The organism is Marivita sp., from assembly GCF_048006345.1.
Taxonomy (GTDB): Bacteria; Pseudomonadota; Alphaproteobacteria; order Rhodobacterales; family Rhodobacteraceae; genus Marivita.
Genome location: NZ_CP180351.1, coordinates 124,071 through 150,812, shown reverse-complemented (window position 1 = coordinate 150,812; position 26,742 = coordinate 124,071). Strand labels below are relative to the sequence as shown.

General features: G+C 57.4%; 20 protein-coding genes. 3 read left to right on the top strand and 17 right to left on the bottom strand.

Features of this window, described 5'->3' with window-relative positions; genetic code table 11:
• Nucleotides 1-600 precede the first annotated feature (600 nt).
• From ACMVPR_RS00705 to ACMVPR_RS00695, 3 genes are read right to left on the bottom strand one after another with little or no spacing between them, the layout of a single operon-like run.
• On the bottom strand, nucleotides 601-2,076 hold the full coding sequence (locus tag ACMVPR_RS00705; RefSeq protein WP_416881281.1) for a YfjI family protein: 1,476 nt from the start codon (nucleotides 2,074-2,076) through the stop codon (nucleotides 601-603).
• A complete protein-coding gene (locus tag ACMVPR_RS00700) occupies nucleotides 2,063-3,424 on the bottom strand; it encodes a DUF7146 domain-containing protein (RefSeq protein ID WP_416881280.1) in 1,362 nt (453 codons plus the stop codon). The genes ACMVPR_RS00705 and ACMVPR_RS00700 overlap by 14 nt, the downstream gene beginning before the upstream one ends.
• Nucleotides 3,425-3,426: 2 nt before the next feature.
• Entirely contained in the window at nucleotides 3,427-3,657 is a 231-nt protein-coding gene (locus ACMVPR_RS00695; RefSeq protein ID WP_416881279.1) for a helix-turn-helix transcriptional regulator, read from the bottom strand.
• 767 nt (nucleotides 3,658-4,424) lie between these two features.
• Here ACMVPR_RS00695 and ACMVPR_RS00690 point away from each other — a divergent pair.
• Complete coding sequence (locus tag ACMVPR_RS00690) at nucleotides 4,425-5,303, top strand: hypothetical protein (RefSeq protein WP_416881278.1); 879 nt, start codon at nucleotides 4,425-4,427, stop codon at nucleotides 5,301-5,303.
• Nucleotides 5,304-5,372: 69 nt separating this feature from the next.
• On the opposite strand, the gene ACMVPR_RS00685 is transcribed toward ACMVPR_RS00690, so the two are convergent.
• From ACMVPR_RS00685 to ACMVPR_RS00670, 4 genes are all read right to left on the bottom strand, one after another.
• Entirely contained in the window at nucleotides 5,373-5,582 is a 210-nt protein-coding gene (locus ACMVPR_RS00685) for a hypothetical protein (RefSeq protein WP_416881277.1), read from the bottom strand.
• The gene (locus ACMVPR_RS00680) at nucleotides 5,582-6,619 is read right to left on the bottom strand and encodes a DUF4365 domain-containing protein (RefSeq protein WP_416881276.1); all 1,038 of its coding nucleotides are present in this window, start codon (nucleotides 6,617-6,619) and stop codon (nucleotides 5,582-5,584) included. Before ACMVPR_RS00680 ends, ACMVPR_RS00685 begins: the two co-directional genes overlap by 1 nt.
• Before the next feature lie 3 nt (nucleotides 6,620-6,622).
• On the bottom strand, nucleotides 6,623-11,431 hold the full coding sequence (locus ACMVPR_RS00675; RefSeq protein WP_416881275.1) for a DEAD/DEAH box helicase: 4,809 nt from the start codon (nucleotides 11,429-11,431) through the stop codon (nucleotides 6,623-6,625).
• Nucleotides 11,432-11,913: 482 nt separating this feature from the next.
• Nucleotides 11,914-12,204, bottom strand: coding sequence for an SH3 domain-containing protein (locus tag ACMVPR_RS00670; RefSeq protein WP_416881274.1), 291 nt, complete (start codon nucleotides 12,202-12,204; stop codon nucleotides 11,914-11,916).
• A gap of 517 nt (nucleotides 12,205-12,721) precedes the next feature.
• Here ACMVPR_RS00670 and ACMVPR_RS00665 point away from each other — a divergent pair.
• Entirely contained in the window at nucleotides 12,722-13,912 is a 1,191-nt protein-coding gene (locus tag ACMVPR_RS00665; protein ID WP_416881273.1) for a PIN domain-containing protein, read from the top strand.
• 349 nt (nucleotides 13,913-14,261) lie between these two features.
• Here ACMVPR_RS00665 and ACMVPR_RS00660 read toward each other — a convergent pair whose 3' ends face one another.
• The 10 genes from ACMVPR_RS00660 to ACMVPR_RS00615 form a co-directional block, all read right to left on the bottom strand.
• A complete protein-coding gene (locus tag ACMVPR_RS00660) occupies nucleotides 14,262-14,774 on the bottom strand; it encodes a hypothetical protein (RefSeq protein ID WP_416881272.1) in 513 nt (170 codons plus the stop codon).
• A 136-nt stretch (nucleotides 14,775-14,910) separates the two neighbouring features.
• Nucleotides 14,911-15,729, bottom strand: a complete 819-nt coding sequence (locus ACMVPR_RS00655) for a hypothetical protein (protein WP_416881271.1) — start codon at nucleotides 15,727-15,729, stop codon at nucleotides 14,911-14,913.
• A complete protein-coding gene (locus tag ACMVPR_RS00650; RefSeq protein ID WP_416881270.1) occupies nucleotides 15,726-16,919 on the bottom strand; it encodes a tyrosine-type recombinase/integrase in 1,194 nt (397 codons plus the stop codon). Before ACMVPR_RS00650 ends, ACMVPR_RS00655 begins: the two co-directional genes overlap by 4 nt.
• 366 nt (nucleotides 16,920-17,285) lie before the next feature.
• Complete coding sequence (locus ACMVPR_RS00645; protein WP_416881269.1) at nucleotides 17,286-18,668, bottom strand: FGGY-family carbohydrate kinase; 1,383 nt, start codon at nucleotides 18,666-18,668, stop codon at nucleotides 17,286-17,288.
• Nucleotides 18,665-18,979 (bottom strand): L-rhamnose mutarotase, encoded by a 315-nt coding sequence (gene rhaM / locus ACMVPR_RS00640; RefSeq protein WP_416881268.1) that lies wholly within the window; start codon nucleotides 18,977-18,979, stop codon nucleotides 18,665-18,667. Before rhaM ends, ACMVPR_RS00645 begins: the two co-directional genes overlap by 4 nt.
• A 16-nt stretch (nucleotides 18,980-18,995) precedes the next feature.
• The gene (locus ACMVPR_RS00635) at nucleotides 18,996-19,994 is read right to left on the bottom strand and encodes an ABC transporter permease (RefSeq protein WP_416881267.1); all 999 of its coding nucleotides are present in this window, start codon (nucleotides 19,992-19,994) and stop codon (nucleotides 18,996-18,998) included.
• Nucleotides 19,991-20,974 carry an ABC transporter permease gene (locus ACMVPR_RS00630; RefSeq protein ID WP_416881266.1) on the bottom strand — a complete coding sequence of 328 codons (984 nt, stop codon included), beginning with the start codon at nucleotides 20,972-20,974 and terminating at the stop codon, nucleotides 19,991-19,993. Before ACMVPR_RS00630 ends, ACMVPR_RS00635 begins: the two co-directional genes overlap by 4 nt.
• 13 nt (nucleotides 20,975-20,987) lie before the next feature.
• Nucleotides 20,988-22,520 (bottom strand): sugar ABC transporter ATP-binding protein, encoded by a 1,533-nt coding sequence (locus ACMVPR_RS00625; protein WP_416881265.1) that lies wholly within the window; start codon nucleotides 22,518-22,520, stop codon nucleotides 20,988-20,990.
• A gap of 70 nt (nucleotides 22,521-22,590) precedes the next feature.
• On the bottom strand, nucleotides 22,591-23,592 hold the full coding sequence (rhaS, locus tag ACMVPR_RS00620; RefSeq protein WP_300581228.1) for a rhamnose ABC transporter substrate-binding protein: 1,002 nt from the start codon (nucleotides 23,590-23,592) through the stop codon (nucleotides 22,591-22,593).
• Between the two features lie 38 nt (nucleotides 23,593-23,630).
• Complete coding sequence (locus tag ACMVPR_RS00615) at nucleotides 23,631-24,434, bottom strand: DeoR/GlpR family DNA-binding transcription regulator (RefSeq protein WP_300581225.1); 804 nt, start codon at nucleotides 24,432-24,434, stop codon at nucleotides 23,631-23,633.
• Between the two features lie 186 nt (nucleotides 24,435-24,620).
• On the opposite strand from ACMVPR_RS00615, the gene ACMVPR_RS00610 reads away from it, so the two are divergent.
• Nucleotides 24,621-26,723: a bifunctional rhamnulose-1-phosphate aldolase/short-chain dehydrogenase gene (locus ACMVPR_RS00610; protein WP_416881264.1), complete on the top strand. Its 2,103-nt coding sequence runs from the start codon at nucleotides 24,621-24,623 to the stop codon at nucleotides 26,721-26,723.
• The last annotated feature ends 19 nt before the right edge of the window (nucleotides 26,724-26,742 follow it).

Genomic DNA, 26,742 nt, shown 5'->3' with positions numbered 1-26,742 from the left:
CGGCCAGCGGGGCCCTGCTAAAAAAGCGCCGCCGACCGAGTTTATCCGTTGTCGATGAAACCTTCGATCAGCAAGACAGCGTCCTTGTGAGTTTGCTGTTAGTCTTGCAACGATGCTACTTTGAACGAAAGAGAAAACGCTATTTTGGCGTTCTCCACTCCCGCGAGATGCCGCACCAATGCCGCCCATCCGGCCCTTGCCGCTGCCAAGCGGTCAGGCCGCTCCATTCATCTAGAGACACGACGCGGCCAGTCCAGGTCGCCAGACGTCCACCAGCGGTTTCCTCATATTGCGAATTAATTCGCGGCGCGCCAGGCGTTGCGACACTTCCGACATGCGCGGCACCGGGCTTCGTGTTTTCAGCGATGGCGCTCTGCAACACTTTCGACACGGGGCTCGCGCCGCCTTCTTCGAGATTGTCGCGGGCGATTTCCTCGTGAGTGATTCCAGCATCACCAGCATAATCGCTTCCTACAGTTCCTATAGTTCCTACTTTTCCACCTTTGGGCAACGCGTCTGCAGGAAGTGTAGGAAAAGTAGGAACCCCTCGGGCTCGCCGCGCTTGGTTGAGCGCGGCCTTTGCATCGAAGCTAAAGCCACTCATGATGACATCTCACTCACGATCCGCCACGCCTCGCGGCGCGGCTTGCCATCCACCTCTGCGCCGTTCGCCTCGATCAGCCAACCGTAAGATTCGAGCTTCCGCAGCGCCTTGCGTACGCGATCCGTCAACTTGAACGGCCCACGCTGCGCCGCCACACTGGCCGATATGAACGGCTCACCCCACGAGCCCAGCAGCCATTTACGCATCCGTTCGGCGTCTGCCACTTCGGGCGGCACTGTTGCAGCATTCGCAAGGCGTACAGCCTCGTTCGCGTAGAATGTGGCCAGTTCGATCGCCCCGACCATTGTCTCACCTGTCACCTGCGACGAGTCTGGGTCGGCGTAGATCGTTAGCACCGCCGCTAGACGTGCCGCGTGCTCTGCGGTCTTGCTGGCAAAGGCGTGGGCATCTTCGAAAGGTCCGCCCGGTGCCTGCGCCTTCTCGATCTCGCGTGCAAATTCGGTCAGCACGCAACGTGCGTCTTCCGACAAAGGCAGCACGGGCGGAGCGAGTTCGTTACGGGTACCGTCTTTGAGTGGTAGCGGTCGCGACAGTAGCGAGCGGATCCTTGCCGCGAAGCGAGCAACCCCGGCCTCGGCTTCCGCGTCCTTTTCCATTCGCAACCGCATGCCGATGTGGGAAGCAGGACGGCACGTCAGGAAGCGCGCCAGAAGTCCCTGGCCGTTTGCCATCGGATCGGACAGCAGCGCCTCGGCAGCAATCGGCTGGACAAGGATATGCGCCGAAAATCGCCTGCCGGTGTACGCCGCAACACCATCGCTCGCGCGCCACCGGTCGAGCGGCTGGCCATCCCACAGGGCGGACAAGACAGCGCAAGTCGACATGCGGTTTTCCGCTTTCATAGCGTGCCCACCTAGAAGTGCCCCACCTTCCTCCGTCATAATCCCTAGGCTGGCGCGTAGTTCGGTCAGGTGTTTAACGATCCCCTCGATGGTCGGCGCGGATGCCACGATATGCGGTTTCAGCGGCTCGGGCGGCTTCGATCCCAATGCTTGCAGATCGGCAAGCTTGGCGGCGCTGTTGGTCTTTTTGTCTGCCACGATCTTGGCCCGTGCTGACTTCCAAACCTCGTCCGCATCGCGCCAGAGGTCGCGCTCTATGTCGTATTCACCCCGCAGCTCATCCTCAAATTCCCGGACGCCACGCATCGCGAGGCGGTCGGCAGTACTCTTGCGTTCACCGCTTTGCGCGACTGTCAGCAGAAACAGGCTTGCAGGCGCGGTGCCGTTCGGCGTCTCCGCTTCCCGATGTCCTTGCGTTGCCAGCGCCGCCGATGCCAAGACGGATGCCGCACACATGGCAACGGGTGCCTCAGTCGCCGTAGCAATTGCCTCGGCAGCTTCACGCAGCGGCCCCAGCGCCGCGACCGGATAGGGCGCGGCCTCGGGCAAATCGCGGATCAGCGGCGTCGGACCTTCGGGCGTAAAGGGAGAAGGATCAAATGTGTTCATGTCGCGTGCCCTCGATCAGCCGATCATTGAAGTCGACCCCGTCACCGGGGTCGAGGATGCTCACTTGCCAGCCAAGTCCGGCAGCACGTTCCGCGAGTTCGCGGCCGGCGTCACGACCTGCCTTTTCGCCATCAACCGCGATGATCAGTCGAGAGCAGCGATGTTCTACTTTTCCTACCCCTCCTACACTTGGCAGTCGCAGCCCGCGCATCCCCGAGGTGCTCAGGGCAGCGCATGCGGTCGCTGTCTTGTCGCCGTGAAGGATAAGGGCGGAGAACGAGCTTTCGACGCCTTCGCCAACCAGCAGTGGCCCCGGCCCTTCCGCAAGCCACACCGCGCCGCCTTTGGTCGCGCCCAACATGGCCTTTTGAGGTGTCACCGCAGCTTTTCCACGCCCGTCAGGAGCGAGATAAGTTCTGTGGATGGCGGCACCGTTGCCGCCTGTCACCAGTGCCACCATCGCGGGGTAACGCTTCGCAGTCGGACCGTGCCAACACCCCGGGTGGAAACGCAGCGTGTCCGGAAGGGAGCAGGAGATACCCCGCCCCCGCAGATACGCTTCGGCTGGCGTGCCGTTGATCGGTATCGCCTCTTTCCAGAGGAGGGTCGCCTGCATTGCACGCCGCTCTGCGTAATCGCGCTGTTCGGCTTTGCGGCGAGCCAGTGCTTCGGCATCCGGTGGGGCGTACTCACCAGGGCGTAGCCCGGACGCCACCAGAATATCGGTGAACGCGCAATCGGACTTTTTGCAGTGCAGAATCAAATACCCGTTGCGACCATCAGCCATGGTAAGAGCGTTTTGGCACTTGTCCCGCCGGGGTTGGCACACAGGGCAAGCCGCCACCCCATAACCTTGGTACCATTTGCCGCCCAAGGCATTTGTCAGATCGCGTGCATCCGTCATTGTTTGCTCTCCAAAATCGAGGTGGCCAAGCTGTTCGTTTGCGCTTCTCGCCAGCCGTGAACGGGTCGCAAGTAGAGGGTTTGCAATTTGGTCACCCCGTTCCTCTTTCGCGTTCGCGGCCACGATCAAACACAGGATTTGAAGCCTCTGATTTCCTTGAAAGCTATCGGTGCGGGGCCAGGTGATGGTTTCGACGTTAATCTTGCGAGGTGTGAAATTTTCACTACCTGGGTCCCCAACAGCGGAGACCGCAGATTTGGTGCGCCACTTGACCATGGCGTGTGCGGCCGATTTTCCGCAGAGCGCAACCTCAAGGGGCGCGCTGGAATTGTGGCGCTTGGCCTTGTCTTGTGGTATCAAAAAGAGGTCTTCCGCTGTCGCATGGATAGACTTCTTTGCCCCGGTCGCGCCTGCCAGCGCGCCGGGGTTTCCCATTTTCATCATCGTTACGACCGCTCTTCGCGAAGGTTGCTCAGATGGGTTTCAAGGTCAACTTCGGACCAGTAGATGCGCCCCCCAAGCTTGATGGGCTTGGGCAGACGGCCCGCCGCCAGGTCGGCATAGATTGCACTGCGTGAGCGGTTACCCAGCTTGCCGCGCAGCTCAGCCAAAGTCAGATAACGATCTCCACGCGCTTTCGAGGCATCACCATTACGGCTTTTGTATTCTTCCAACATTTTGCACTGTCCTTCCTTATGGGGTGCAGTGCGATGGTGTCTTTTTCGGTGTGCCATTAGAATTGTGGAAAGAAATCAAAAATTAAATCACAAGGAAGGTCGGCGCATCATCGAAAGTGGCCTCTGCGGCCGACGGCCAGTCAGATTGATGGCTTGAAGTTCCAATGCGGACAGTTCGTCAACCGTGAGAACGCCAAGCGCGGGGTTAGAGATTGCTTCGACTTGCGCACAGCACCCGGCAATGCGCTTTCTTGCAACAACTTCGCGATCAGCGTCTTTGACTGGCCAAATGAGCTATGATTGGTCGTAGATCAGTTGACACGAAAGCTGTTTTATGGCGCTCGGCGGGCGATCCAAAGTTTTGTCAAAGTATCACCTCGACAGCAATTTCATGCTTATTTGGCCGCAAGAACGGCAATAGAAGTATCGAATTACTGGATCAGTACTATATCCTCGATCTCGAATGGTAGATTACTGAAAATCCGGTTGTATGACTGGTTCCATACTGCTTTTGGGAAGACGCCCTCCGCCTCCCAGAAGGACCAGAAGACCTTTTTGTACTCACTGTGCTCGGAATGGATTTTGGCCGCGTTGCTGTCCGAGTACAGTCTCTCGGTTCCCCCGTCATCCTTGATCTCGACCAATGCGAAGCTGCTAAGCTGGTTTGTTGCTCTTCATGCGTGACTACTTCATACTTTATTAGGGTTAAAATTGCATACGACCGAAAATGACCAGCCACCGCTAATCATCGCATGTTGACAGGATGAATGAGTATGATGCCAAACATTCAACTCGGCTTCTGGGACGTTGTCGCTTCCTCCGGAGTGACGGCTTTGCTATCCGGAATTCTCCTTTTTGTTTTTCGAGGTCCGGTCTCAGCTTTTCTGAGCCGTGCCTCAACCCACGGCTACGATAAGCGGTTGACTGAGTTTAAGTCGTTGCTAAGCACAGCTGCCACCGAGCGAGAGAAAATCAGCTCATATCTCCTAGAGGGAAAACAGGGACGGGATGCCGTGCTCAATGCGAAACGGTTGGAGGCCGCAGAGATTTTGTACGGGGAATTGGAGCGCGTCGACAGGTTGTTCTCCGGAACCGTCGTTTCAGTTCAAGTATTGAATGTCGATTACATCAGAAAGGACGCATCAGCTGAGGATGCCCAGAAAATTCAAGACATTCTTGAGAAAATCCATAATTTACGAGAAAAAATGGATAAATCCATTCCACCATCAATGGTGTTGCCAGAGCTTTACCTTGACCAAGATATCAACAGGCTATTCCGGACATACCAGTCCATCCTTCATCATTCGAGCTTGGTACTGTCAACTCTCGGATTGCAAAAGGAAGCTGAACGGTATTTCAATTTTGCTGGCCTTAGAGAAGAGGTGAAAGCACTATATCCGTCTGCAAAGGATGGGTTCGACAAGTTTGGTGACAACTTTGCTTACCGTTTGCTGCCGAAAATCAAGGCGGATTTGTTGAACAAGCTACGTGAGGTTGCAGGTTTCGAAGGACAGGACGCGGAGGATCATCAAGCTGCGATGGCCGCAATCACCCGGTCGCAAAATACTCCGGAGACACTGAGAAGACTCAGGGACGGCGGTGTTTCAGAACAATTCTTCGTCCACTCTGAAAACCTTCCCGAATAAAGCTCGAAGTTGGCCATCCGGCTAACTGCGGGTCTTTGTCCAGTACCAGCTGGACCTCACGTTCAGCCGCTATCCCTTCGACAACACCTCACCGGCCATAATGGCCGCGGACAGGAAGAGTATGGTGACGAAGAAACTCTCATGCCCGGTTGCGAAGGCTGCGCGGGTCAGGCCAATCCGATCAAACGGCGCAAAGACCAATGCGGCGCTAAACAGGAAGACCGCAAGAGCGGCCTTAGGGGATTTCAAAGATGCCAGGAGAGCGGAAAGATCGGGCATCAATTCTCCGCTCTTGGCTTTTCCGCATCGTCTTCCAATGGATCGGCGCTTTCGGAACTTTGCTGGGCTGGGTTGGAGTACAAGGCTTTTGAAACTTCGGCCACTCTACCGAAACGCGGGATCATCGAGATCTCTACGATTTCAACAAATGCCTCTTGCGCCGCCCGAGTCCTGCTCGCCATCAGAACGCCGCGATCCACCAAATCATCCTCAGACCTTGAAATAAGATCCTTTACAGCCGTGCCACGGCGCGAAAGTGGAACGATGAACTTTGGCACCATTTCCCGAAGCTCAAGGTCAATAAGCAAATCGGAATAGTTAGCATGAACCAAGTTCTGACTGATCAGGAAACGGACATACGATTCAAGGAAGTTATATTCCGAATGCCCCACCCCAACACCAAACTCGGACTCTACTTCTGCGAGTTTGTGCTCGGCAATCTTCAAGGCGAGGTCCATTCCGAAGTAGAGACTCCGGCAGATGTTCGTCATGCCGAGGCAGAACAGGTCAAAGAACGATATATCGAAACCTGCGTTCCCGGTCGTTCGGGACAGCATATATCCGAGCAAAGCGGAGATGTCCTTTACATACTCTGTTTGGGTCAAACCGGCATTCTTGAAAAGCTCTTCGACAGTCACCGCCGTGAAGTTGTTTGTTTTTGGTAAGATGATCTTCTTTCCGGGGGCTTTGCCGGTTCGAAACTCCTGACGGGCATCTACCCAGAAAGTTTCCTTGCGATCAGGATGATGAAGGATGAGGAGCACGGGCACAGGATAGTGCTCCCAATACTTCTGGTGTTTTTCGTTTGCGGTATAGGACACGGCGTAGTCCGTTTCGCCGCTGAAATACGACTGTCCTGATTTGACCTGAACGCCTACCATCATGCCGGTCGGTTCGCTGTTTTCGTCAAGGAACTCAATGTGCCCGTCGATGCCAAAATCGCCGGTCGAAGTTTCTCGCCAGATCAGTTCAAGGTCGGCCAACTTGGCCTGAACTGCGGCGATGCCCTTTCGTTCGGTCGCATAGTTTCCCGACATTGATCAGATGTCCAACTTCGGCAGGCTCTTCACGATCTTCACCGTTTCGAGGCTGACGGTGATGATGCGGCGTAGGAGGTCGTAGGGGTAGCGGGGGTCGCCCATGGTCTCGATGGCGTAGCGGTTGGGGTCGTTGACGATGTCGCTGCCCTTTTTGGTGTTGGGGTTGTAGCGGTCCACTGCGACCTTCTGGCGGTCCATCACCCACTCGATGGCTGACTTGCCGTTAACGACATAGTCGTAGGCTTCCATGGGGATGTCGATCAGGGTGATGTTGGCGTTGTAGGAGATGGTGGAACGGTCCTTCTTCTTGCCGAATGCCATCTTCTCGACGCGGAAGAACTTTTCCGGGTCGGTGATGTGGGCAAGGTCCAGATCGCCTTCTTTGACCGTGACCGGGTAAGGCTCGACGCTTTCGTAGCCGACATGCAGGTTGCCCAAGGCGCGACCGGCCTCGACAAAGCGCGTGAAGTCCTCACGCTTTTTGACCGGCGGGATGCGTGGCAGTTCCTTCGATAGGCTATCGGCGAAGCGTGCGCGGTAGTCAGGAGCGTGGAGAAGACCATAGATGTAATGGAATAGGTCTTCTTTGGTGATTGTCTGGTCTTTGTAAGTGTCGCGGAAGTGCTTCAAGGCAGCATCGGTGATCCCGTCCCTGACCTTGTAGCCATCGACAACCTCAGCATCATCTTCGTCAAACGAAAACGCAGGGCTATCGTCCGTGCTTTCTTCGATCTTCTCGAAGAGACGCATTGGAAAGCACTGAGAACCTGCTGCGACAGAGGCAAAGCAATGCTCGGGTAGTTGGTCTGTCATTTGAAGGGAGAATGAAGCATTGCCGCGCGCTGCGGTAATTGAAATGACGCGATTCTCCATCCCCGCTTGCGGGAAGATGGATGGCATTTTGTAAATCATGTCATTCAGGCGTCTGCTGAAATACATCCATTGCTTGAAGAAAGGACGGTAGGACGCAACAATCACTTGCCCCTCATCAAATGAAAGGGGCCGTTCTTTCTTGAAATCATTTCTCAACGACCTGTTCCAAGAAATTTCTTTCGGAGATTCGGACATAAAGAGGTCAGGCTCGACCTCCGGCTCGGAAGGTTTCGTGTTCTTGTATTCATCAAGCCGACGAGAGTATGTCGCAATAGTCTTTTCAATGTTTCGAATGACAGCTTCCTTCGAAGAATTAAAACACCAAGCGTCTCGTGCGGTCTTTGGCCCTGCCGAATAGTCTTCGAAAATTGCGAAATCACCGGAGTCCTTTTTGCCTCCAATGCTGAGAAAGTTTCCGAAACTCTCGTCGCGCTGTTTCAACCAGTCGCCGTGCTCGTCGGGCGTGATCTCGGTCCAGCCGTCGGCCTCGGTGATGCCGCGAAGGCTGCGGAAGGCGGCGATGGTCTTCAACTTGTCTTCGCGGGTCAGATAGTCGCCGATGTCATGGTAAAAGATGCGGCCTTGCTGGGCGGCGTCGGGGTTCTTGACGAGGAAGGTGATGACGATGGGCGCGCGGCTGCCTGCGCCGAAGATCTTCCCGCCTTCGCGGCGCGAGGTTTCGCCGCTGGTGCGCTGGTTGCCGCGAAGGTGGAACACATAGAGCGAGGCGAACTCATCGACCAAGGTCTTGCGCATCCCGTCAGCGGTGTTGGCATCGACCCAACCGCCATTGGTGATGAATCCGATGACGCCCCGGCTGTCTTCCAGCCGGTCGCTGGCCCAGCGGATCGCGCGGATGTAGCTGTCATAGAGAGCGTTCTTGTTCGTCGCCGTGGAGCGCGCGGCGTAGGTGCTGCCGATCTTGGCATCAAGGTCGCCATAGTTGATGTGGTGTGCCACGGCATAGGGCGGGTTCCCCATGATGACACGGATGTCGAGTTCGCGCTGGCGCTGGCGGCGCTCCGAGTTGTCGGGCATCAGTTGGGCGATCATGTCGCCCTTTTCATACATTTCGAAAGTGTCGGTGAGGCAGATACCCTCAAACGGCAGATAGGCCCCCTTGGCGAGGCTGGAATAGACCGCCTCGATGTTGATGGCGGCGATGTAGTAGGCCAAGAGGATGATCTCGTTGGCGTGGATTTCGTTGCGGAACTTGTGTTCCAGTTGCTCGGGCGCGATCAGGCCGGATTGCAGCAGGCGCGTGATGAAGGTGCCCGTGCCGGTGAAGGGGTCGATGATATGGACCCCCTCGGACCCGAGGCTTTCGTCGAACTCGTCGCGTAGCAGCGCATCGACGGAATGGATGATGAAATCCACGATCTCGGTCGGGGTATAGACGATGCCAAGCCGGTCGCGGGTTTCCTTGAACGCCACGCCGAAGAAGTTGTCGTAGAGTTGCCGGATCAGGTCTTGCTTGGCAGCGGGGTCTTTCAAGCCATGCACGCGGTTACGGACGCTGGCATAGAAGTCTTCAAGGTCTCGGTTTTCCTTTTGAAGGTTCGACTCTTCGAGCACTTCGAGAAGGCCCTGAATGGCGCGGGAAACCGGGTTCTCCTGCGTGAAGGCATGGCCTTCGAAGAGGACATCGAAAACAGGCTGCGTGATGAGGTGCTGTGCCAGCATCTCGATGGCGTCTTTTTCGGTGATGGTGTTGTTCAGGTCGTCGCGGAGTTCGGCCAAGAATAGATCGAAGGCTCTACGCTGCTTGCCCTCCGGGTCTTCGAGCAAGGCTTCAAGACGGGTAATGTGTGCCAGGGCGATGTTGCGCAGGCTTCCGGCCCAGCGGTCCCAGTATTCGCGGTCTCCGCACTTCTTGACGATCTTGGCCATGATGGCACGGGAGAAGTCGTCGATGACAAGCGGGAGTTCCGGTTCGCGGTCGTCCTCGATCACGATGTCATCGTCGCTATTGCCGCCTTCTCCCCCGCCGATGCCCGACCGCTTGGCAGCGGTCTTGTTCGGCAGGTCTTCGACGGTGGCAGTGATGGCGTCGAGTTCCTTTGAGCCATAGCCGATGATCTCAATCCGGTCGGAGACATCTTGCCCAAGGGAGGCTTGGTTGATGGTGCCTTCGAAGCGTTCGTCATGGGCGCGGAGCGCGTTCAGGATTTGCCAGACCACGCGATACTTGTCGTTGTCGGCGAGGGCTTCCTCGGGCGTCTTGTCGGCGGGAACGCCCACCGGGAGGATGACATAGCCCATGCGCTTGCCGGGGGCGCGGCGCATGACGCGGCCCACGGATTGGACGACATCAATCTGCGACTTGCGCGGGTGGAGGAACATGATCGCGTCCAGGGCCGGGACATCGACGCCTTCGGACAGGCATCGCGCGTTGGTCAGGATGCGACAGGTGTTTTCTTCGCTTTCGGCTTTGAGCCAGTCCAGAAGTTCGCCGCGCGACTTGGCGTTGAAGGTGCCATCGACATGGCGGATTTCGCAATTGAGTTGGTGATTGGCGATGTCGGCTTCCGTCTCGATCACCTCGTCATCGGCCAAGAAGTCGGACACAACATCGGAGAACTCGCGTTCGACCAATTGGGAACTCTTGATGTCGCGGCAAAAGGCCAGAGCGCGCCGCATGGGCTGCGTATCGGCCCCGAGGTCGGAGGCGATATCGACCTTGGTCAGTGCCTTGTAGCAGCCCAGAATGCGGGTCGCGTCGTCAAGAATGAGGCCAGTGGTTGGGTCTTCGATCCGGCTCTGGATGGACTTGGCGACAAGTTTCTCGTCCATGGCGAGAACGATCACCTTGTAGTCGGTCAGCAAGCCTTCCTGAACGGCCCAGCCGAACCCCCGATAGAAAAGAGTCGGCCCGAACATTTCCTCGTTGTCCATGGTTGCGAGGGTGATGCCCAGATCGTCGGCCTTGCTCTTGGCCCCGTCGCCAAAGATGCGCGGGGTCGCTGTCATATAAAGGCGTTTCTTGGCGCGGATGGTCTCATTGTTATGGACGCGGACAAAATTGCTTTCAGTCTGTCCTTCCAGCGTTGCCCCGGTGGTGCGGTGCGCCTCGTCGCAGATGATGAGGTCGAAGGGCGGCAAGCCCTGATCGCTTTGGGCATCGGCAATGACTTGGATTGACTGATAGGTGGCAAAAACCACTGTCATTCGGGCCTTGGCTTCATCTGCCACGCCATCGGCGAGTTTCGCCGGGTCTGTCGTGGCCGGGAAAGCCAGGTCGAGGATGTCTATCTCGGCGACGTCATCTTTGAACTGGCGTCGCTTACCAACCTGGGTGTCGGAACACACTGCAAACGATCGCAGAGGGACAGAGGCGTCGGTGGTCCATTCGCGGACGGTCTGTGCCATTAGTGCCAGGGACGGCACGAGGAAAAGGACCATGCCATCTGCGCCGACGAGGTCTTCGGCGATTTTGAGACTGGTGAAGGTCTTTCCAGTGCCACAGGCCATAATGACCTTACCACGATCATATGTTGCCAAACCTTTGCGAACTGCTTCTAGCGCCTCGGTCTGGTGCTTGCGCAGTTCCTTCTTGGCTTCCAAGACGATCCGGCCTTGGGCGGCAAACTGGGACCAATCAATAGGACTGTCGCGAAGGTCGTTGAGCCCAATCCTGATAACTGGGATGGTTTGACCGTACAGCATTTCGGCTGCGTTGGCGGACCACTCAACTTCCGTCGCGTCAATCACAATACGGCGGACGAACGGAGGCTTGGAAGAGGCGGCAAGAAATGAATCAATATCGGATTTTGCTATCCGATGGGTCGGATTAAAGAACTTACATTGGATTGCGGCATAGCCATCAAGACCACGCAGTTTTCCGACGAGGTCAATGCCAACATCTTTCCCATCCCAGCCATTGTGCTTGGCCCACTCGGCCCAAGGCATAACGGCTTCGTAATGCTCGGCTTGCATTGGGTCATTTGTTAAATACGCAACGCACAGGCGCTCAAAATAGGTGCCTTTTTCCCGCTCTGTTCTCGCGCTCTCGCGGAATGATTTAAGGATGGCATTTAAAGAATGCGACATTCGCTCGCCTCGTTGGAGTCCTATAGTGTGCAGCGGATTCTCATGGTCCCCTTGCCCTCTGCGCTATTTGGTCACGACGTCGCTTCTGGCGCAAGTCGTCCGCCCTTCCTCATGTGTTTCAAGGCGCTGTTTGATGCGGCTTCAATACCCGCGGCGCTTGCTCTCCTGGCTAATTTGGCAGGCTTGTTCGAACAGGACCGCCCACTGACCTTGCGGCGAAAACTCCACAGACCCCTAAGTAAATTAACGCGTTTTTCCTCAGTCGAGGTCCACCACCTACCACGTCGCCAACTGTCACCACGAATTTTCTGTCGTTGGAGTCCATTCGGAACCAGCTTGCCGATTTTAGCCGACTGATTGCAGACCTGTCAGCGTGGGATGAGATAGTCGGCTGAGACATATCCGGTAACGCTAGGCGCCGTGGCAAGCGAGACCCGACACCACAGCTGGAAGGCTTCTGTCACGCAATCACGCTGAATGAGCAGAGTTCCGTCTGGCAACCCCAGGATCACGCGAAACCCAAGTCCGGGACCAGCACGCAGCTTCAAGAGTTCGTCGGGGCCGGCTCCCGAAACAACTGCACTGCTGCCAAGGCCACTTGTGCATCCGGAAACAAGCATAAGCGTCAAAACGATAGGTTTGAGACTGACTCTCTTCATGTGCTTCCATTCCCTGCAAAGACGTTTTGGATAGAGTCCCGGATCCTTCGGCCAGCGCAAAGTATCCAGCCCGTCACATCTAAGATGCTGCTCTTTGAGAAGCCAGCACTTGACTAGATCACACAGTAATTGAACATTTATCTAATCTTTTCCTCGCCCGACGTCAGCCCGACCCGCGGTATCGCGCGATGGCATGTCGGCAATTTTTTTAGACTTCGCTGTAAACCTTGAACAGTGTCTACTGCTTCGCGACCGACGGATTTATCACGTCGGGTTAGGCGAATGCGATTTCTCTGAACGCTCACGCCATCGACAATGCGGCCGGCAATTTGCTGGCGAAGCGTATCGACGTTCCATTCTACGGCACCTACCTGCCGTTCATCGATTTGGCCGACGCCGCAGTGCGGCGTCCTGAAAGCGGATTGCTCGACCTTCGCATCCAGCAAGAAACGAGGCTTCCCAATAAACTCGATTTCGGGTACTCAATCCACCAACCCAATCGATGGTCTACTCCTAGATGCCAATAGTCACCGACGATGAGCTAAAGCGACTGCTTGCGAATGGCAAAATTACCGCGATCTCGGTCGACACAAGCATATTTGATGAGAAACAGCTCAACCTGAACTCGGCAGTAATGCAGGCTACGGCTCGGCTGAAACCGCTTTCTTTTAACTACATTCTGTCGAGCATCGTCGCGAAAGAGGTCGAAAACCACCTCGAAAACGCTGCGCAAGAATCTTTGCGGAATGCAAAGAAAGCAGTTGGGAAGGCCCTTTTTGCTTTTGATACCGAGAAACCTTCCAAAGATGAAGTTCTTGAACAGATAACTGGGGGGAAATCGGCGCGTGACATCGCCAAAGAGCGTTGGGCCAAATATTTGGCCGAAAGCGGCTGCGAGGTCATTGATGATCATTCCCTGGTCAAAACATCGACGTTGTTTGATGCCTACTTTGCTGGCGAACCACCCTTCGGCACCGGAAGGAAAAAAGACGAATTTCCTGACGCTCTCGCATTGAACGCTCTCGAATGCGCCGCAGTCGAACGCGGCAATGGAATCCTTGTCGTTTCGAAGGACGGGGACTGGCAAGATTACTGCGAAAAGTCCGAAAACCTCTACATTGTCCGAGAAATTGAGAGGGCGTTGGCGCTGATACGAAACGCGCCGCCCGTCCTCAAGATGGCGGTTCACACCTGGCTGGTGGAAGAGAGTAACGGTGCAGAGGACGTATTTCCCAACATTGCGCTGCGCGTAGAAAATCTCGAGTTTTCAGCTTCCGCCTATCCTACATTTGGTGACGCAGAAGTCTCCGTGTGGGCAGGCGAACTACAGAGTATTGATTGGCCACGAGAGGATGAAATCAGAGTTATTGATTTCGAGGATATTGAGGAGGAAGAACAGGCGGCTCGACTTGTCTTGAGCATGCCTTTGAATTTGGTTGTTAGAGTGATGGTGGAACTCGATTTCTCTGTTTGGGACGGCATTGACAAAGAGTCCGTTAGCATGGGCGGACGCTGCATCGAAGTCGATGAGGGTATAACGGTTCGCGCGACAATCACTGTCGACATATACGGCATTGGGACGGATGATCAGGAGATCATCTACCTGGACAGTGAAATTGATGATCCGAACTACGAGATTGAATTGGGTGAAGTCGATGTCTTTGAACCAGAAGACGCTTGGAACGATGGCGACCAACCCAAAGAATGACCAAGCCAAAGCCTTGTAACACAAAACGGCTAAGGACCGAACTTACCATGAGGTTCACAGGGTTCGTTGCAACGTCGGTTAAGCCACAATCCGACACGGGAGATTCCCATAAGCATTTGGCCCTTGGGGTATCTGCTTATTGGTCCGCGAACGGTGTTGCCCCCGCATGCGGCGAACGGCAGTTCCCCACACGACATGCTGGCGCTGCGCTAGCAAAGCGTTCAGCTGATCTGGTCCGCTTCGGACTGGCCGCCGTCATCCGACCTTTTCACTCAGAATATCGCGTCTCATGACAATCAGCGAAGCTTTTTGCATGGTCGATCTTTGTCCGGCTCATCATTACAGCCCGCTAATCCATCACCCGAACCAAACCCAGTTTGCCATCCGCTAATTTCCTACGGATGGTCTCAACGCTGCATTTCCGGATGTAGGCGATGTTGTGAATGCCGATCTCGTGCTCAAGCGCCTTGGCCTCTGCACGGATACGCTTGTAGGTACGGTGGTGCATGTGCCGTGGCCGCTCGGGGAACGGCAGGTGCAGGTTTCCTTCCGTCTGCCCCAATCGCTCGCGGATTTTGAACGCTTTCTGCAACCGGCGCGCCTGAGGAGACTTGCGCTCGCTTTCGTAGCGCCCGTCAAGGCACACACGGCAGCCCCAGAGTGGGCCCATGTCCCTCTTATAGATCACAGCGCATCGCCGGTCGCAGGACGGGCAGAGGAACCACTGACGGCGGCCACCGAAGTGCATGTCGGTCCAGGTCGTCAGGATCCGTTCACCCTCGAAGTCGATCACGTCCGGCAGCGGCCGTGCTTCCTTCGGGAGTTTCTGAATGTCTATCTGTGCGGTATGGTCACAAATCATCTGGCAACCTACTCATTTGCGCTCATTTGGGCATTTTAGCGAACGCTGCCGCAGGTTCACTAGCAAAGATTTGCCAGCCCATGTGAACCCCAAGATTATCGCCGAATTTAGGACGCTCGGGAACTGCGAGGAGAAGCTAAATCTTAAATCGCAAGGCCCTTGCTTGGGCCAGACTATCCCTCACAGACTGCGGGTTTCTTTCTTTTCCTTCGATTATTTTTTCGAGTTCAGAAAGATAAGGGGGCGTGTTGTCATCTTCTAAGCCATCAGGCTTCGCATCGAGCAGCCTCAGGTAAACAAACCACTTCGTCGTATGCTGCCTAGTAGATATTTTTGACCGGTGCCTTTCGATTTGTTTTGCAGCCAGCAAATCCTTGGCCGCGGCAAGCTGCGTGTTGATCGGAGCATCGAGGTCAAACTTGAGAGCCAACTCGTTCTCTTGAATGAACGCAGCGTAACGATCCAAGAGCGTCAATTCTAGAAACCAGTGTTGATAATCAGTGAGCTCAACACCTGCGGCAACTAAAAGAACCTCGACCTTTTGGTCTTGCGCCCCGCTTGGTCCAATGCTGTCGATGGGACGCCAGTCTGTGATCGGAGTGATAGCATCTTTCGGTTGTTCGCTTATTCTTGGGTTTGGAATGCCCAAATATCCAAATAGCTTTGCACTTTCCGCCGTTTGGACCATAAAGCCGGGTGTGTTCGGACAGGCTATTCCTTCGCTTTGATGCTTGTCCCGCGCAGGCCCTATAAATTCTCGAACGGAGCTTGGATCGTTGACGGCTTCATCAAAATGCAGCCTGACGTCGTCCCTTCTACGATAAAACTCCCACCGCCACCGATTGTAGTCCCACTTCGTGACATCACCATAGGAGCTCGGATCTTCCCAGTTGGGGAGCCCCCATTCTCTGGCGACGGTCTCAAGCGTTTGTCGTGATTTCTGCTGATTCATCATCCTTCACCCGCCAGCTTAACAACCTGCCCAGCGCCGCCGGTCACAAGGTCGGCCCAACGAGCACCCAGCTTGGCGCGCTGTTCGAGGTAATCGGTTCGGCGGTAGGCCCGCACCACGCCACCGTCCACCACATGCGCCAGCATCGCTTCTGCGACTTCGTGCGGGGCGTCGGTCGCTTCGGCCAACCATGTGCGCAGGGACGTACGGAACCCATGCGGGCGCGCTTCTAGCCCGCGCCGTTCCATGTGCCGTGAAAGCGTCATGTCAGAAATGACGCCCTTGCGGCTGTTCGGAAACAGATAGCCGTTGCGTGCGTGCGGGCGTGCAAGGTCAATGACGCGCTGGGCTTCATCCGACAAGGGCACGCGAAAATCATCGGTCGCACCTTTGCGGCCCTTCATCGCTTCGGCTGGCACGGTCCACACGTCGCCTTTAATTTGGTCCAGTCGCAGATTTCGCAGCGGCCCAGAGCGCACGCCGGTCAGGATAAGCAAGCGCAACGCCAGATGGGTCAGCGTCGGCTCTTCGAGACTTGCATAGAAGTCAGGCACATCGCGCCAGTCCATCGCCGGGATGTTCTTAGGCACATGCCGGGTTTTCCCCAGCAACGCCTTCGCCTTTTCGGTTGCCTGCAAATCCACATCCAAGCCCAGTGCCGCCGCGTGCTTCAACACGATTGAAAGGCGGTTCAAAGCTTTCCGCGCCGTGTCGGCCTTCGTATGCCAGATGGGGGCCAGCGTGTCGCGAATGTCGCGCTGGTCTAGGTCGGTCACTGGCACTTTGCCCAGTTTCGGCAAAACGTGAATGGTTAGAGGCGACAACCACCGCCCCGCCGTTCCGTCACCTTTCAGTTCGGCCTTGCGCGCTTCGAACGCATCCGCCGTGATGATGGCAAGCGATATATCCTCGCGCCGCGCCGCGCGTTCTTCGGCTTGACGTTCCTTGATGGGGTCACGGCCCGCCGCCGCCACATCGCGCCACCGTGAAGCTTGCTTGCGGGCTTCGGCCAGCCCAAGCGTCGGATAGCCACCTAAACCCATCTCCCGCCGCCTGCCGTGAACGGTCACACGCAGCACCCACTGCGCGCCGCCATCGTCACGCACTATCAGCCAAAGCCCAGCGCCGTCGCAATGCTTTCCCACCGGGGGCGATTTCAGGAAACCCGTCGTCAGCCTATTTTTTGCCCGCATTCTGTATCCCCCTAAATATCCCCCTTGACGTAGTGGATAAGGACGGACACGACAAGACACGACAGGACAGATGCAGTCATATTTTTAGGGGGATGCAGACAAGGAACTACGGATAAAATCATACAAAAACAATAGGTTGGTTCCGTGTGGGGGCACCATTCAAATCAAGCATGTAGCCGGAACGTGGATGTATCCACCAAGATGTCTCTCGAATTTATGAGGCATATCGAATGCGTTCGCGGCGCGGTTGGGCGCGCACTCCTGATGCTTCTCGGCCCGGAAACCATATAAAATTTGGCCTTACGTGGGCGTCAAGGTGAGCCTGCTGGGAACGTCCAGTGCGCGCCAGAAGCGGTCGTGTTCCGATCAAATGGCCCTTACCGCAGCATTCCACTCCGATGCATAGCCAATGCAAAGGCCCTTCAACGGGCCTTCTCGGATTGGACGAGCCGCGATCTCGCGTTCTTGAGACCCCTGAGCCGCGACGAGCAGGGCGGCGCCTTCGCTTGTTCCGGTCGTGCTGGCCGTCGGAATCACGGACGACGCGGATACGGCTTCAAGCATCGTGAGGTAGGGTTTGTTGCGGGCAAACGGACCTTCAACAATGACAGGGCCCACATGCCCGATCAGATCAAGACAATGCGCCGTGACCAGCGCCAGATAGAAGCCGACCGCAGCGCTCCGCTGCCCTGACCCAACGGGCGGCTCGTCGCCAATCCAGCGCATGGTCATGCCGGCGAATGGGCCGGTTTCGGGGACAATGGCCGGTAGCAGCATCCTGCGATGGGTCAAAATCTCTCGCATCTCGGCTTCATCCGCATCCACCGATGGCCCCGGGAGAAGAAGATCGTGCTCCCGCCCCCCCATGAAGCGCGCCGATGGCACGGCATTACCGAATGCGTTTACGTTTACCAGCGTGTCGCGCGCAGGGTCCAAGGTCACGGATTTGCCGCCCACGGCCATGGCGATCACCCATGTGCCCGTCGAGACCACGCTGAAGGGCGGTTTGCGCGTCACAAGATGCGACAGCAGCGAGGCGTTGGAATCGTGGATACCACAAAGGACCGGCGTATCCGCGCTCAGTCCGGTGCGGCGGGCGATTTCGGCGGTGACCGTTCCCAGAACATCGCCGGGCATGCGTGGCGGCGCGATCTTGTCCGCGATGCCAAGTGACTCTGGCAGCGCGGAAAACCGGCCTTCATATGGGTTCCAGAGATCCGTGTGGCACCCCAGCGACGTCACGTCGGTGGCAGCGACACCGGTCAGGCGATGTGTCCAGAATTGCGGATAGGTCACGACATGCGCCACCCGGTCGAGAAGCGCCGGATCGGTGAGAAACTGCCAGTGGAGTTGCGCGCCGAGATTGAGCCCCATGGACAGGCGGGGGGACGCGGTCTCGGAAAATAGCGGGCGGAGCGCATCATATTCCTTCGCTGAACTGTCAGGCCCAGTGTGTTCATAGTCGAGAACAGGCGCCGCGAGAGAGCCGTCTTTGGTGAGCAACGCAGCGGCAGCGCCATGCGTGGTGATCGTGATCGCGCCCAGCCCATGTTCGGCATGGAAGCGCGTCAGACCGTCAAGAATGAACTCCCAATGCCCGTCAACGTCGAAATGCGGATAGGGCGGACCGGGCAAAACGGTGTTGGGCCGCGTGACAACGGCGATTTCCGAAAGATCAGAACGGCGCACGACCGCAAGCTTGGCGTTCGTCTTGCCGATATCGATGACGGCTACATGCGCGCCTGTCATGGCATATGAAAGACGGGTGTGAGAGCCACGGCGACCGGCGCGTTGTCGTCATGCGTTTCCATGATGTCGGCCATATGCGCCCACCATGTCTTCATGATCTCATGGGAGGGAAGATCGTCCATCTTGTGATCATCCGTCCGCCAAAGCACACCGAAAAGGACGTTTGTCTCCTCGTCGAGGTGGATGGAATAGTCCGAGATCCCCGCATTTTTCAGAAGCGCGACAAGGTCGGGCCATATCTCGTCATGGCGTTTCTTGTATTCCTCCTTCGCACCGGGATTGAGGTGCATCTTGAAGGCGTATTTCTCCATGTCGCTCTCTCCTGACCTACCGCTTTGCTGCCTGCATGCGCCAATTCTCCCAAAGACGTGGCAACGCGATGACGCCGATCAGCAGCGCTCCGATGACGATGGACATCACGATGCCGGGCACGTTCAAAAGGCCTAGGCCGAACGTCACCAGACCCATCACGAACGCGGCGATCACCACGCCCGGGATCGAGCCCGACCCGCCGAGGATGTTCACACCACCAAGAACCACCATCGTGACAATCTCCAGCTCCCATCCGACCGCGATTGACGGACGTGTCGAGGCCAGCCGAGACGTCAGGCAGATGGCGGCCACGCCGGACATAAGCCCCGTCAGCAGAAAGAGGATGAACTTCACGCGGGCGACCCGGATACCGGAGAACTCCGCGCCGACGGCGTTGTTTCCGATCGCATAAACCGCTCGCCCGAAGTTCGTCTTGTGCAGGAGAACGAAGTAGATCAGCGCGAGGCAGGCGAAAAGCACGAACTCAAAGGAGATCACCCAGAAGACGTAGCCCTGTCCGAAAAACGCAAAGTCCGACGGGTATCCGCGATAGGCCTGATCGCCCAAAACGATGTAGCTGATCCCGCGGAAAAGGCTCATCGTGCCGATGGTGACAACGATCGAGGGCAGGCCCATACGCGTGACAAGAAAGCCGTTGAACGCGCCACAAAGCAGGCCCACCCCAAGCCCGATGAGCACCAGTCCCGGTGTTCCCACCCCAAGCTGAACGGCCGCGCCCATTGCCGTCGAGGCCAGCGCGATGATCGAAGCCACGGAAAGGTCGATTTCACCCGCGATGATCAGAAGTGCCATCGCGAAGGCAATCATCGCCTTTTCCGTGAAGTTGAACGTCATGTCACTGAGGTTCCACGCGTTCAGGAAATAGGGTGAGGTAAAGCTGTTCACGATGAAGATCGCGACGGCAACGGCCAGAAGAAGCGTCTCCCAGCTTTTCAGGCGCCGCTCCAGCGGCGATTGCAAGCGGTCAGGAATGGAACGGCTCGTGTCGGTCATGTCGCCTGCTCCGCACGTTTGAGGATGATCCGGCCTTTATCCCGATTGGCCTGAGCGTTGAGGATGACCGCGATGATGATCGCACCGCCCGAGATCGCGAGTTGCCAGAACGGCGAGATGTTCACGACAGGAAGCGCGTTGCTTATGATGCCAAGAAAAAGAGACCCCAGCATTGCCCCGAACACCGTGCCGATACCCCCCATGATGGCGACGCCCCCGATGACGCAAGCCGCCACGACATTAAGCTCGAACCCGCCTGCCAGGTCCACGAACGCCACGGCAAACCGCGACACCCAGAGATAGCCCGTAAGCCCTGCCAACGCGCCGGAAATCGTGAAGGCCCAGAACTGCGTTTTTCCCACGTCGATCCCGGCATAAGTGGCCGCGTGCGGGTTGCCGCCAGCAGCGTAGAACGCGCGACCCAGGGTCGTCCGGGACATCACGAGTGTGAAGAGGAGAACGGCAGCAATGGCGATCCAGCTCATCAGCGGCAGACCAAGAAACTCTGTCCGCGGAAACGCCTTGAAGCTGTCGCTGAATTCGTGGCTGTTGACCCATTTTCCGTCAGAAAGAAGAAAGATCGTGCCGCGAAAGATCGTCATCGTCCCCAGCGTCACGACAATCGGCGGAATGGCGAGCTTCCAGACAAGGACACCGTTGATCACGCCAAGAAGCGCCCCGAATCCGATGGAAATGACGATGATCACAGGCACGGGCAGTCCCGGGATGGCGACATTGATCATGGCGACAACCATACCGGTCAGGGCAAGGTTGGCAGCGACGCTCAGATCGATGCAGCGGGTCAGGATCACGATCATCTGACCAATGGCCAGCAGGATCAGGGGGGCGGTGTCGTTGAAGACATTCGCGAGGTTTGCCGGAGCGATGAAGGCGGGGAAGCGCGAGGCGATGATCGCAAGGAGCAAGGCGATTGCGCCTGTGAGGAGCACTTCGCGAGACATGAGGATGTTTTTCGGCATAACTTTGCTTCCCTCAGATCCCGGCCGCGTGGCGTACCAAAGTCTCGGGCGTCATGTTGTCGGCCGACAGCTCAGCCGCGATCCGCCCCTCTCGCATGACGATCACCCTGTCTGACATCCCCATGATCTCGGGGATTTCCGAGCTGACCATGATCACCGCCAGACCCTGAGCGGCGAGTTCCGCCATGAATTCGTGAACCGCGGCCTTGGAGCCGATATCGATCCCTTTGGTCGGCTCATCAAGGATGATGACTTTCGGCTGCGTGGCCAACCACTTGGCGATAACGACCTTTTGCTGGTTGCCACCCGACAGGTTGCCGACATCGGTATCCAGCGAGGCCGCGCGAAGGTCGAGGCGTTCGGTGAAGTCGCGCGCCAGTTTGAACTCTTCGGCAAGTTGGAGGAAGCCGTTGCGCGATGTGCGCCCGAGAGAGGGAAGAGTCACGTTCTGGAAGATAGGGAGCGCGGTGATCGCGCCCTGTTTGCCGCGATCCTCGGGCACATAGACGATGCCATTTGCAACGGCATCGGCAGGGGATCGGATATCAACTTGCTTGCCATCAATTCGCAACACACCTGATGAGGGCCGTGTGATCCCGAAGATCGACTGCATGAATTCGGAACGGCCCGCACCGACAAGGCCGTAAAAGCCCAGAATTTCCCCACGGTGAAGCGTGAAACCTATGTCCGCGAATTCGGTCGGGTGTTCGTAGCCTTCAACCACGAGGATCTCGTCGCCGATATTGTGCGCACGATCGGGAAAGATCTGGCTGACCTCCCGACCGACCATCATCTTGACGAGTTCAGCCTCGGACACGTCCGCGATGGACCCAGTGCCGACAAGCGCTCCATCGCGGAAAACTGTGTAGTTGTCGGCAATGCGGAAGATCTCATCGAACTTGTGGCTGATGAAGAGGATCGCTTTCCCCTGATCCTTGAGCTCTTCAACAAGGACATAAAGCTCCTCGATCTCCTTTTGGCTGAGCGCTGCGGTCGGCTCGTCCATGATCACGACCCGCGCGTCGATCGACAAAGCCCGCGCGATGGCAACGAGGTGTTTGTTCGCAATCCCAAGGTCTTTGAGTTTCGTGCGTGGCTCAATCTGTGCGCCGATACCCACGAGGATGGCACGGGCCTTCTCGATCATCTCTGCGGTGTCGATCAGGCCGAACCGCCCCCGTGGTGCGTGGCCCAGAAAGATGTTCTCCGCCACCGACAGCTCGTCAAAGAGAACCGTCTCCTGATGGATCGCGGTGACACCCGCATCTCCTGCCGCTTGCGCCGTCGGAAATCGGCAGGGCGCCCCGTCGATCTCGATCTCTCCGCCGTCCGGCTGATAGATGCCCGTCAGGATCTTGACGACCGTCGACTTGCCCGCTCCGTTCTCTCCGACCAGAGCCGTGACTTTGCCGGGGAACAACTCAAGCGACACTTCCGACAGCGCCGTGACCCCCGGAAAGGTCTTGGTGACCCGGTTCAGGGCCAAAATCGGCGGTCCGGTCTCCACTTTGGGAAGATCCTGTGTCTGATCGGGTTGCATCAACATGGGTGTCTTGGGTTGCCTTGCCGGAAGGGTGTCGGTGCAGCGTGAAAGCTGCACCGTTCTTTTTCGACGATCAGAAAATGTCCTTGAACTGATCGATGTTGGACGCGTCGTACGTGAACGGGTCCGACATCGCCGCGGAATTCGTGTCGTCGAGTGTCACCGACCCCATACGGCCGGTCGGGATTTCCGAGCCCGGCTCTGCTGTCGCGGCACCCGAGGCAAGGGCATGCGCGATCATCGTCGCCGAGTAACCCAGATCGATCGGGTTCCAGATCGCGAAGCTCTTGGTTGCACCCGACTCCACGCAGCCCGCCATCTCCGACGGCAAGCCAAGACCGGTCACGTTGACCTGACCGATCTTGCCAGCGTCTGACACAGCCTGACACGAGGCAAGGATGCCGACCGTTGTTGGAGCGATGATCGCTTTCAGATCCGGGTAAGACGCCATGAGACCCTGCGCTTCGCGGTAGGACTTGTCCGAAAGATCGTCCCCGTAGACCGTCGCAACGAGCTCGATGCCCGGATAGTTCGGCATGACCTCCTCGGCGGCCGCGATCCACGCGTTCTGGTTGGTGGCGGTAGCCGATGCCGACAGGATCGCAACCTGACCGCCGTCAGGCATGTGATCGGCGGCAAGTTTGATGATCGTGTTGCCGATCAACGGAGTCGACGACGGGTTGAGGTGCATCTGGCGTCCCTCTTCGTTCACGCCGGAGTCCCACGAGATCACGGTGATGCCGCGCTGCATCGCGCGCTGGAGCGCCGGCGAGACGGCATCCGGGTCGTTGGCAGAGATCGCGATGGCGTCGACGCCCTGCGCGATCAGCGCATTGATGACCTCGATCTGGCCTTCCGCAGTGGTGTCGGTCGGGCCGGTATAGATGACCTCGACGTTGCCAAGCTCGGCTGCCGCTTCCTCTGCGCCTTCAGCGGCTGCCTCGAAGAAGCCGATGCCAAGCGCTTTGACGACAAGCGCGATGCGCATGTTGTCCTGCGCCATTGCGCTTGTGCCCATGAGGCTGGCCGCGAGGCTCATGCCTGCCACCAGCGAGGTGAATGTCCGACGTTTCATATCATGTCCTCCCAAAGAAACTGTTTTGCCTGGCCGTTTTATGAGGCGGCCACGTCCTCCAGAGCGCCGCCCGACTGGGCGACGATCAACTTCACGTCCGCAGCGTCCAGCATAGCCGCCGCCTTGTCCGAGATTCCTTCATCGGTGATCAGCGTCGTGATGCGGTCGAGGCCGCAGAGCACAAGGCTGGAGCGCTGTTCGAATTTCGTACTGTCCACCAGAACGACAAGCTCGTCGGCCTGCCCCATCAGCTTTTCTTCGGCCCGGATCAGCAGCGGATCCGCCTCCATGAGACCGAGCGGGCCAATGCCCTGCGCGCCCATGAACATGCGGCGGGCATAGAAATTGCGGGTTACGTCATTCTCGAACGGCGACAGGATGATGTTCTGCTCGCGATAGATCGCGCCGCCCGACACCATCACGGTATTTTTCGAATGCTTCAGCAGGTGTTCGGCGATGGGAAAAGAATTTGTGAAGACCTGACACCGCCGATTCGCAAGCGGGTGAACCATCTGAAAGGTCGTCGTCCCGCCGTTGATGATGATCGGTTCCCCGTCTTGGCACAGCTCCACAGCCGCGCGGGCGATCGCCCGCTTCTCCTTGATCCGAAGCGCTTCGTTGACCGCGAAGGTGCGCCCGGCGAGACCAACGAATTGCGGAGGATTCAGCGATTCAACGCCGCCCCGCACCCGCCGAACCTTTTTCTGCATGTGAAGGGTCGCAATGTCCCGGCGTATCGTGGCCTCGGATGCCCCGGTCAGGTTGCACAGATCAATGACCGTCACGACAGCCCGATCCTGGACCGTGGAAAGAATGACCCTGTGGCGTTCGGACTCATGCATAAATGCCTCCCTCACCATCGAAGGTGCTCAGATTTCAACCTCCAGTCAATCAAAAACCGTCATCTTCAATCATTCTGCGCTGCAGCATGATTGAAGATGATTGAAGTAGATTGACAAACGATCATGCCAGCCCCACCCTGCGACACAGGTGAATTGGGACTTGGTCCGTCTGATGAGGAGCGCATCATGTTGAAATCGGTCGACAATCCGTTGCTTGAGAACCGCTGGAACGTTGAAGCGGCAAGCGGGATGAGCGAATCGGAGCTGCTTCTCTATCGATCGAACATTCTCGGGTCAGACAAACGTGTGACCAATTACGGCGGCGGCAACACCTCGGCCAAGGTGATGGAAACGGATCCGCTGACGGGTCAGGAAGTCGAGGTGCTTTGGGTGAAGGGCTCCGGCGGCGACATCGGCTCGATCAGGATGGATGGGTTTGCGACGCTCTACATGGACAAGCTCAATTCCCTGCGATCGCTTTACCGCGGTGTCGAGCATGAAGATGAAATGGTGGGCTACCTTCCCCATTGCACCTTCAAACTGAACCCGCGCGCGGCTTCCATTGATACGCCGCTCCATGCCTACGTGCCGCGCAAGCATGTCGACCATGTCCATGCCGACGCGATTATCGCCATCGCCGCGTCAAAGAATTCGAAAGACCTGACACGGGAGATCTTCGGCGCGCGCATCGGCTGGCTGCCGTGGAAACGCCCGGGCTACGAGTTGGGCCTTTGGCTCGAGAAATTCTGCCTCGAAAACCCGGATGCGGATGGCGTCGTGCTGGAAAGCCACGGCCTGTTCACGTGGGCCGACACCGCGAAGGACTGCTACGACACCACAATCGACGTGATCAATCGCGCGACAGAATGGCTGCATGAGCGCACATCGGGCATTCCGGCATTTGGCGGTGCCAAACACGCCTCACTCGATGACGCCGCCCGCGGCGACGTGGCGGCTCGGCTCATGCCGGCCATTCGGGGGTTTGTCAGCGGAAACCAGCATATGGTCGGGCATTTCAACGACAGCCCTGCCGTTCTGGAATTCGTGAATTCTCAGAATATGGAAGAACTGGCTGCCCTCGGCACCTCCTGCCCTGATCACTTCCTGCGGACGAAAATCCGTCCGCTCGTCGTCGACTTCGACCCTGCCAAGGGCGATCTCGACGAGGTTCTTGCAGGGCTGGCGGCACAGATCGACGCGTATCGCGAAGACTACAAGGCCTATTACGAGCGATGCAAACACAGTGACAGCCCGGCGCTGCGCGACCCCAATGCCGTCGTTTACCTCGTGCCCGGCGTGGGAATGATCACCTTTGCGAAAGACAAGGCGACAGCGCGGATCTCCGGCGAATTCTACGTCAACGCGATCAACGTGATGCGGGGCGCATCCGCAGTCAGCGAATACCAGGGACTGCCAGAACAAGAGGCGTTCGACATCGAGTATTGGCTCCTCGAAGAGGCAAAGCTGCAGCGCATGCCCAAACCAAAGTCGCTTGCCGGCCGCGTTGCACTTGTCACCGGAGGAGCCGGCGGAATCGGCGTCGCCACAGCCCAGCGGTACTTGTCTGAGGGTGCCTGCGTCGTTCTCGCCGACATCAACGCCGAAAACCTGAACGTCGCGCAAGACGCCCTCACGCAAGCCTACGGTGGCGACGTGGTGCGGTCTGTGATGATGGATGTCACGAACGAAGACGCGGTAGCAACGGCCTTTGCCGAAGCCGCAGTGGAGTTCGGCGGGATCGATATTCTGGTTTCAAACGCGGGGATCGCCTCCTCGGCGCCGGTTGAGCAGACCACGCTTGCGCTCTGGAACAAGAACATGGAGATCCTCAGCACCGGCTATTTTCTGGTCAGCCGTGAAGCGTTCAAGCTGATGCGCGTGCAGGACATGGGTGGGTCGATCGTTTTCGTCGCTTCGAAGAATGGCCTTGCTGCCTCACCAAACGCGTCGGCCTATTGCACTGCCAAAGCCTCGGAAATCCATCTGGCCCGCTGCCTTGCGCTCGAGGGCGCCGAGGCGGGCATCCGCGTGAATGTCGTAAACCCGGATGCCGTGCTGCGTGGCTCGAAGATATGGGAAGGCGAGTGGCTTGATCAGCGGGCGTCGACCTACGGCACCGACAAAGAGGGCCTCGAGGAGATGTACCGCAACCGCTCGATGCTCAAACGCTCGGTCCTGCCGGAGGACGTTGCAGAGGCCTGCTATTTCTTCGCAGCCGAAACCTCGTCCAAATCCACCGGAAACATCCTGAATGTGGATGCCGGAAACGTGCAGTCGTTTACGCGCTGAACTCTGAAAACGGAGGATT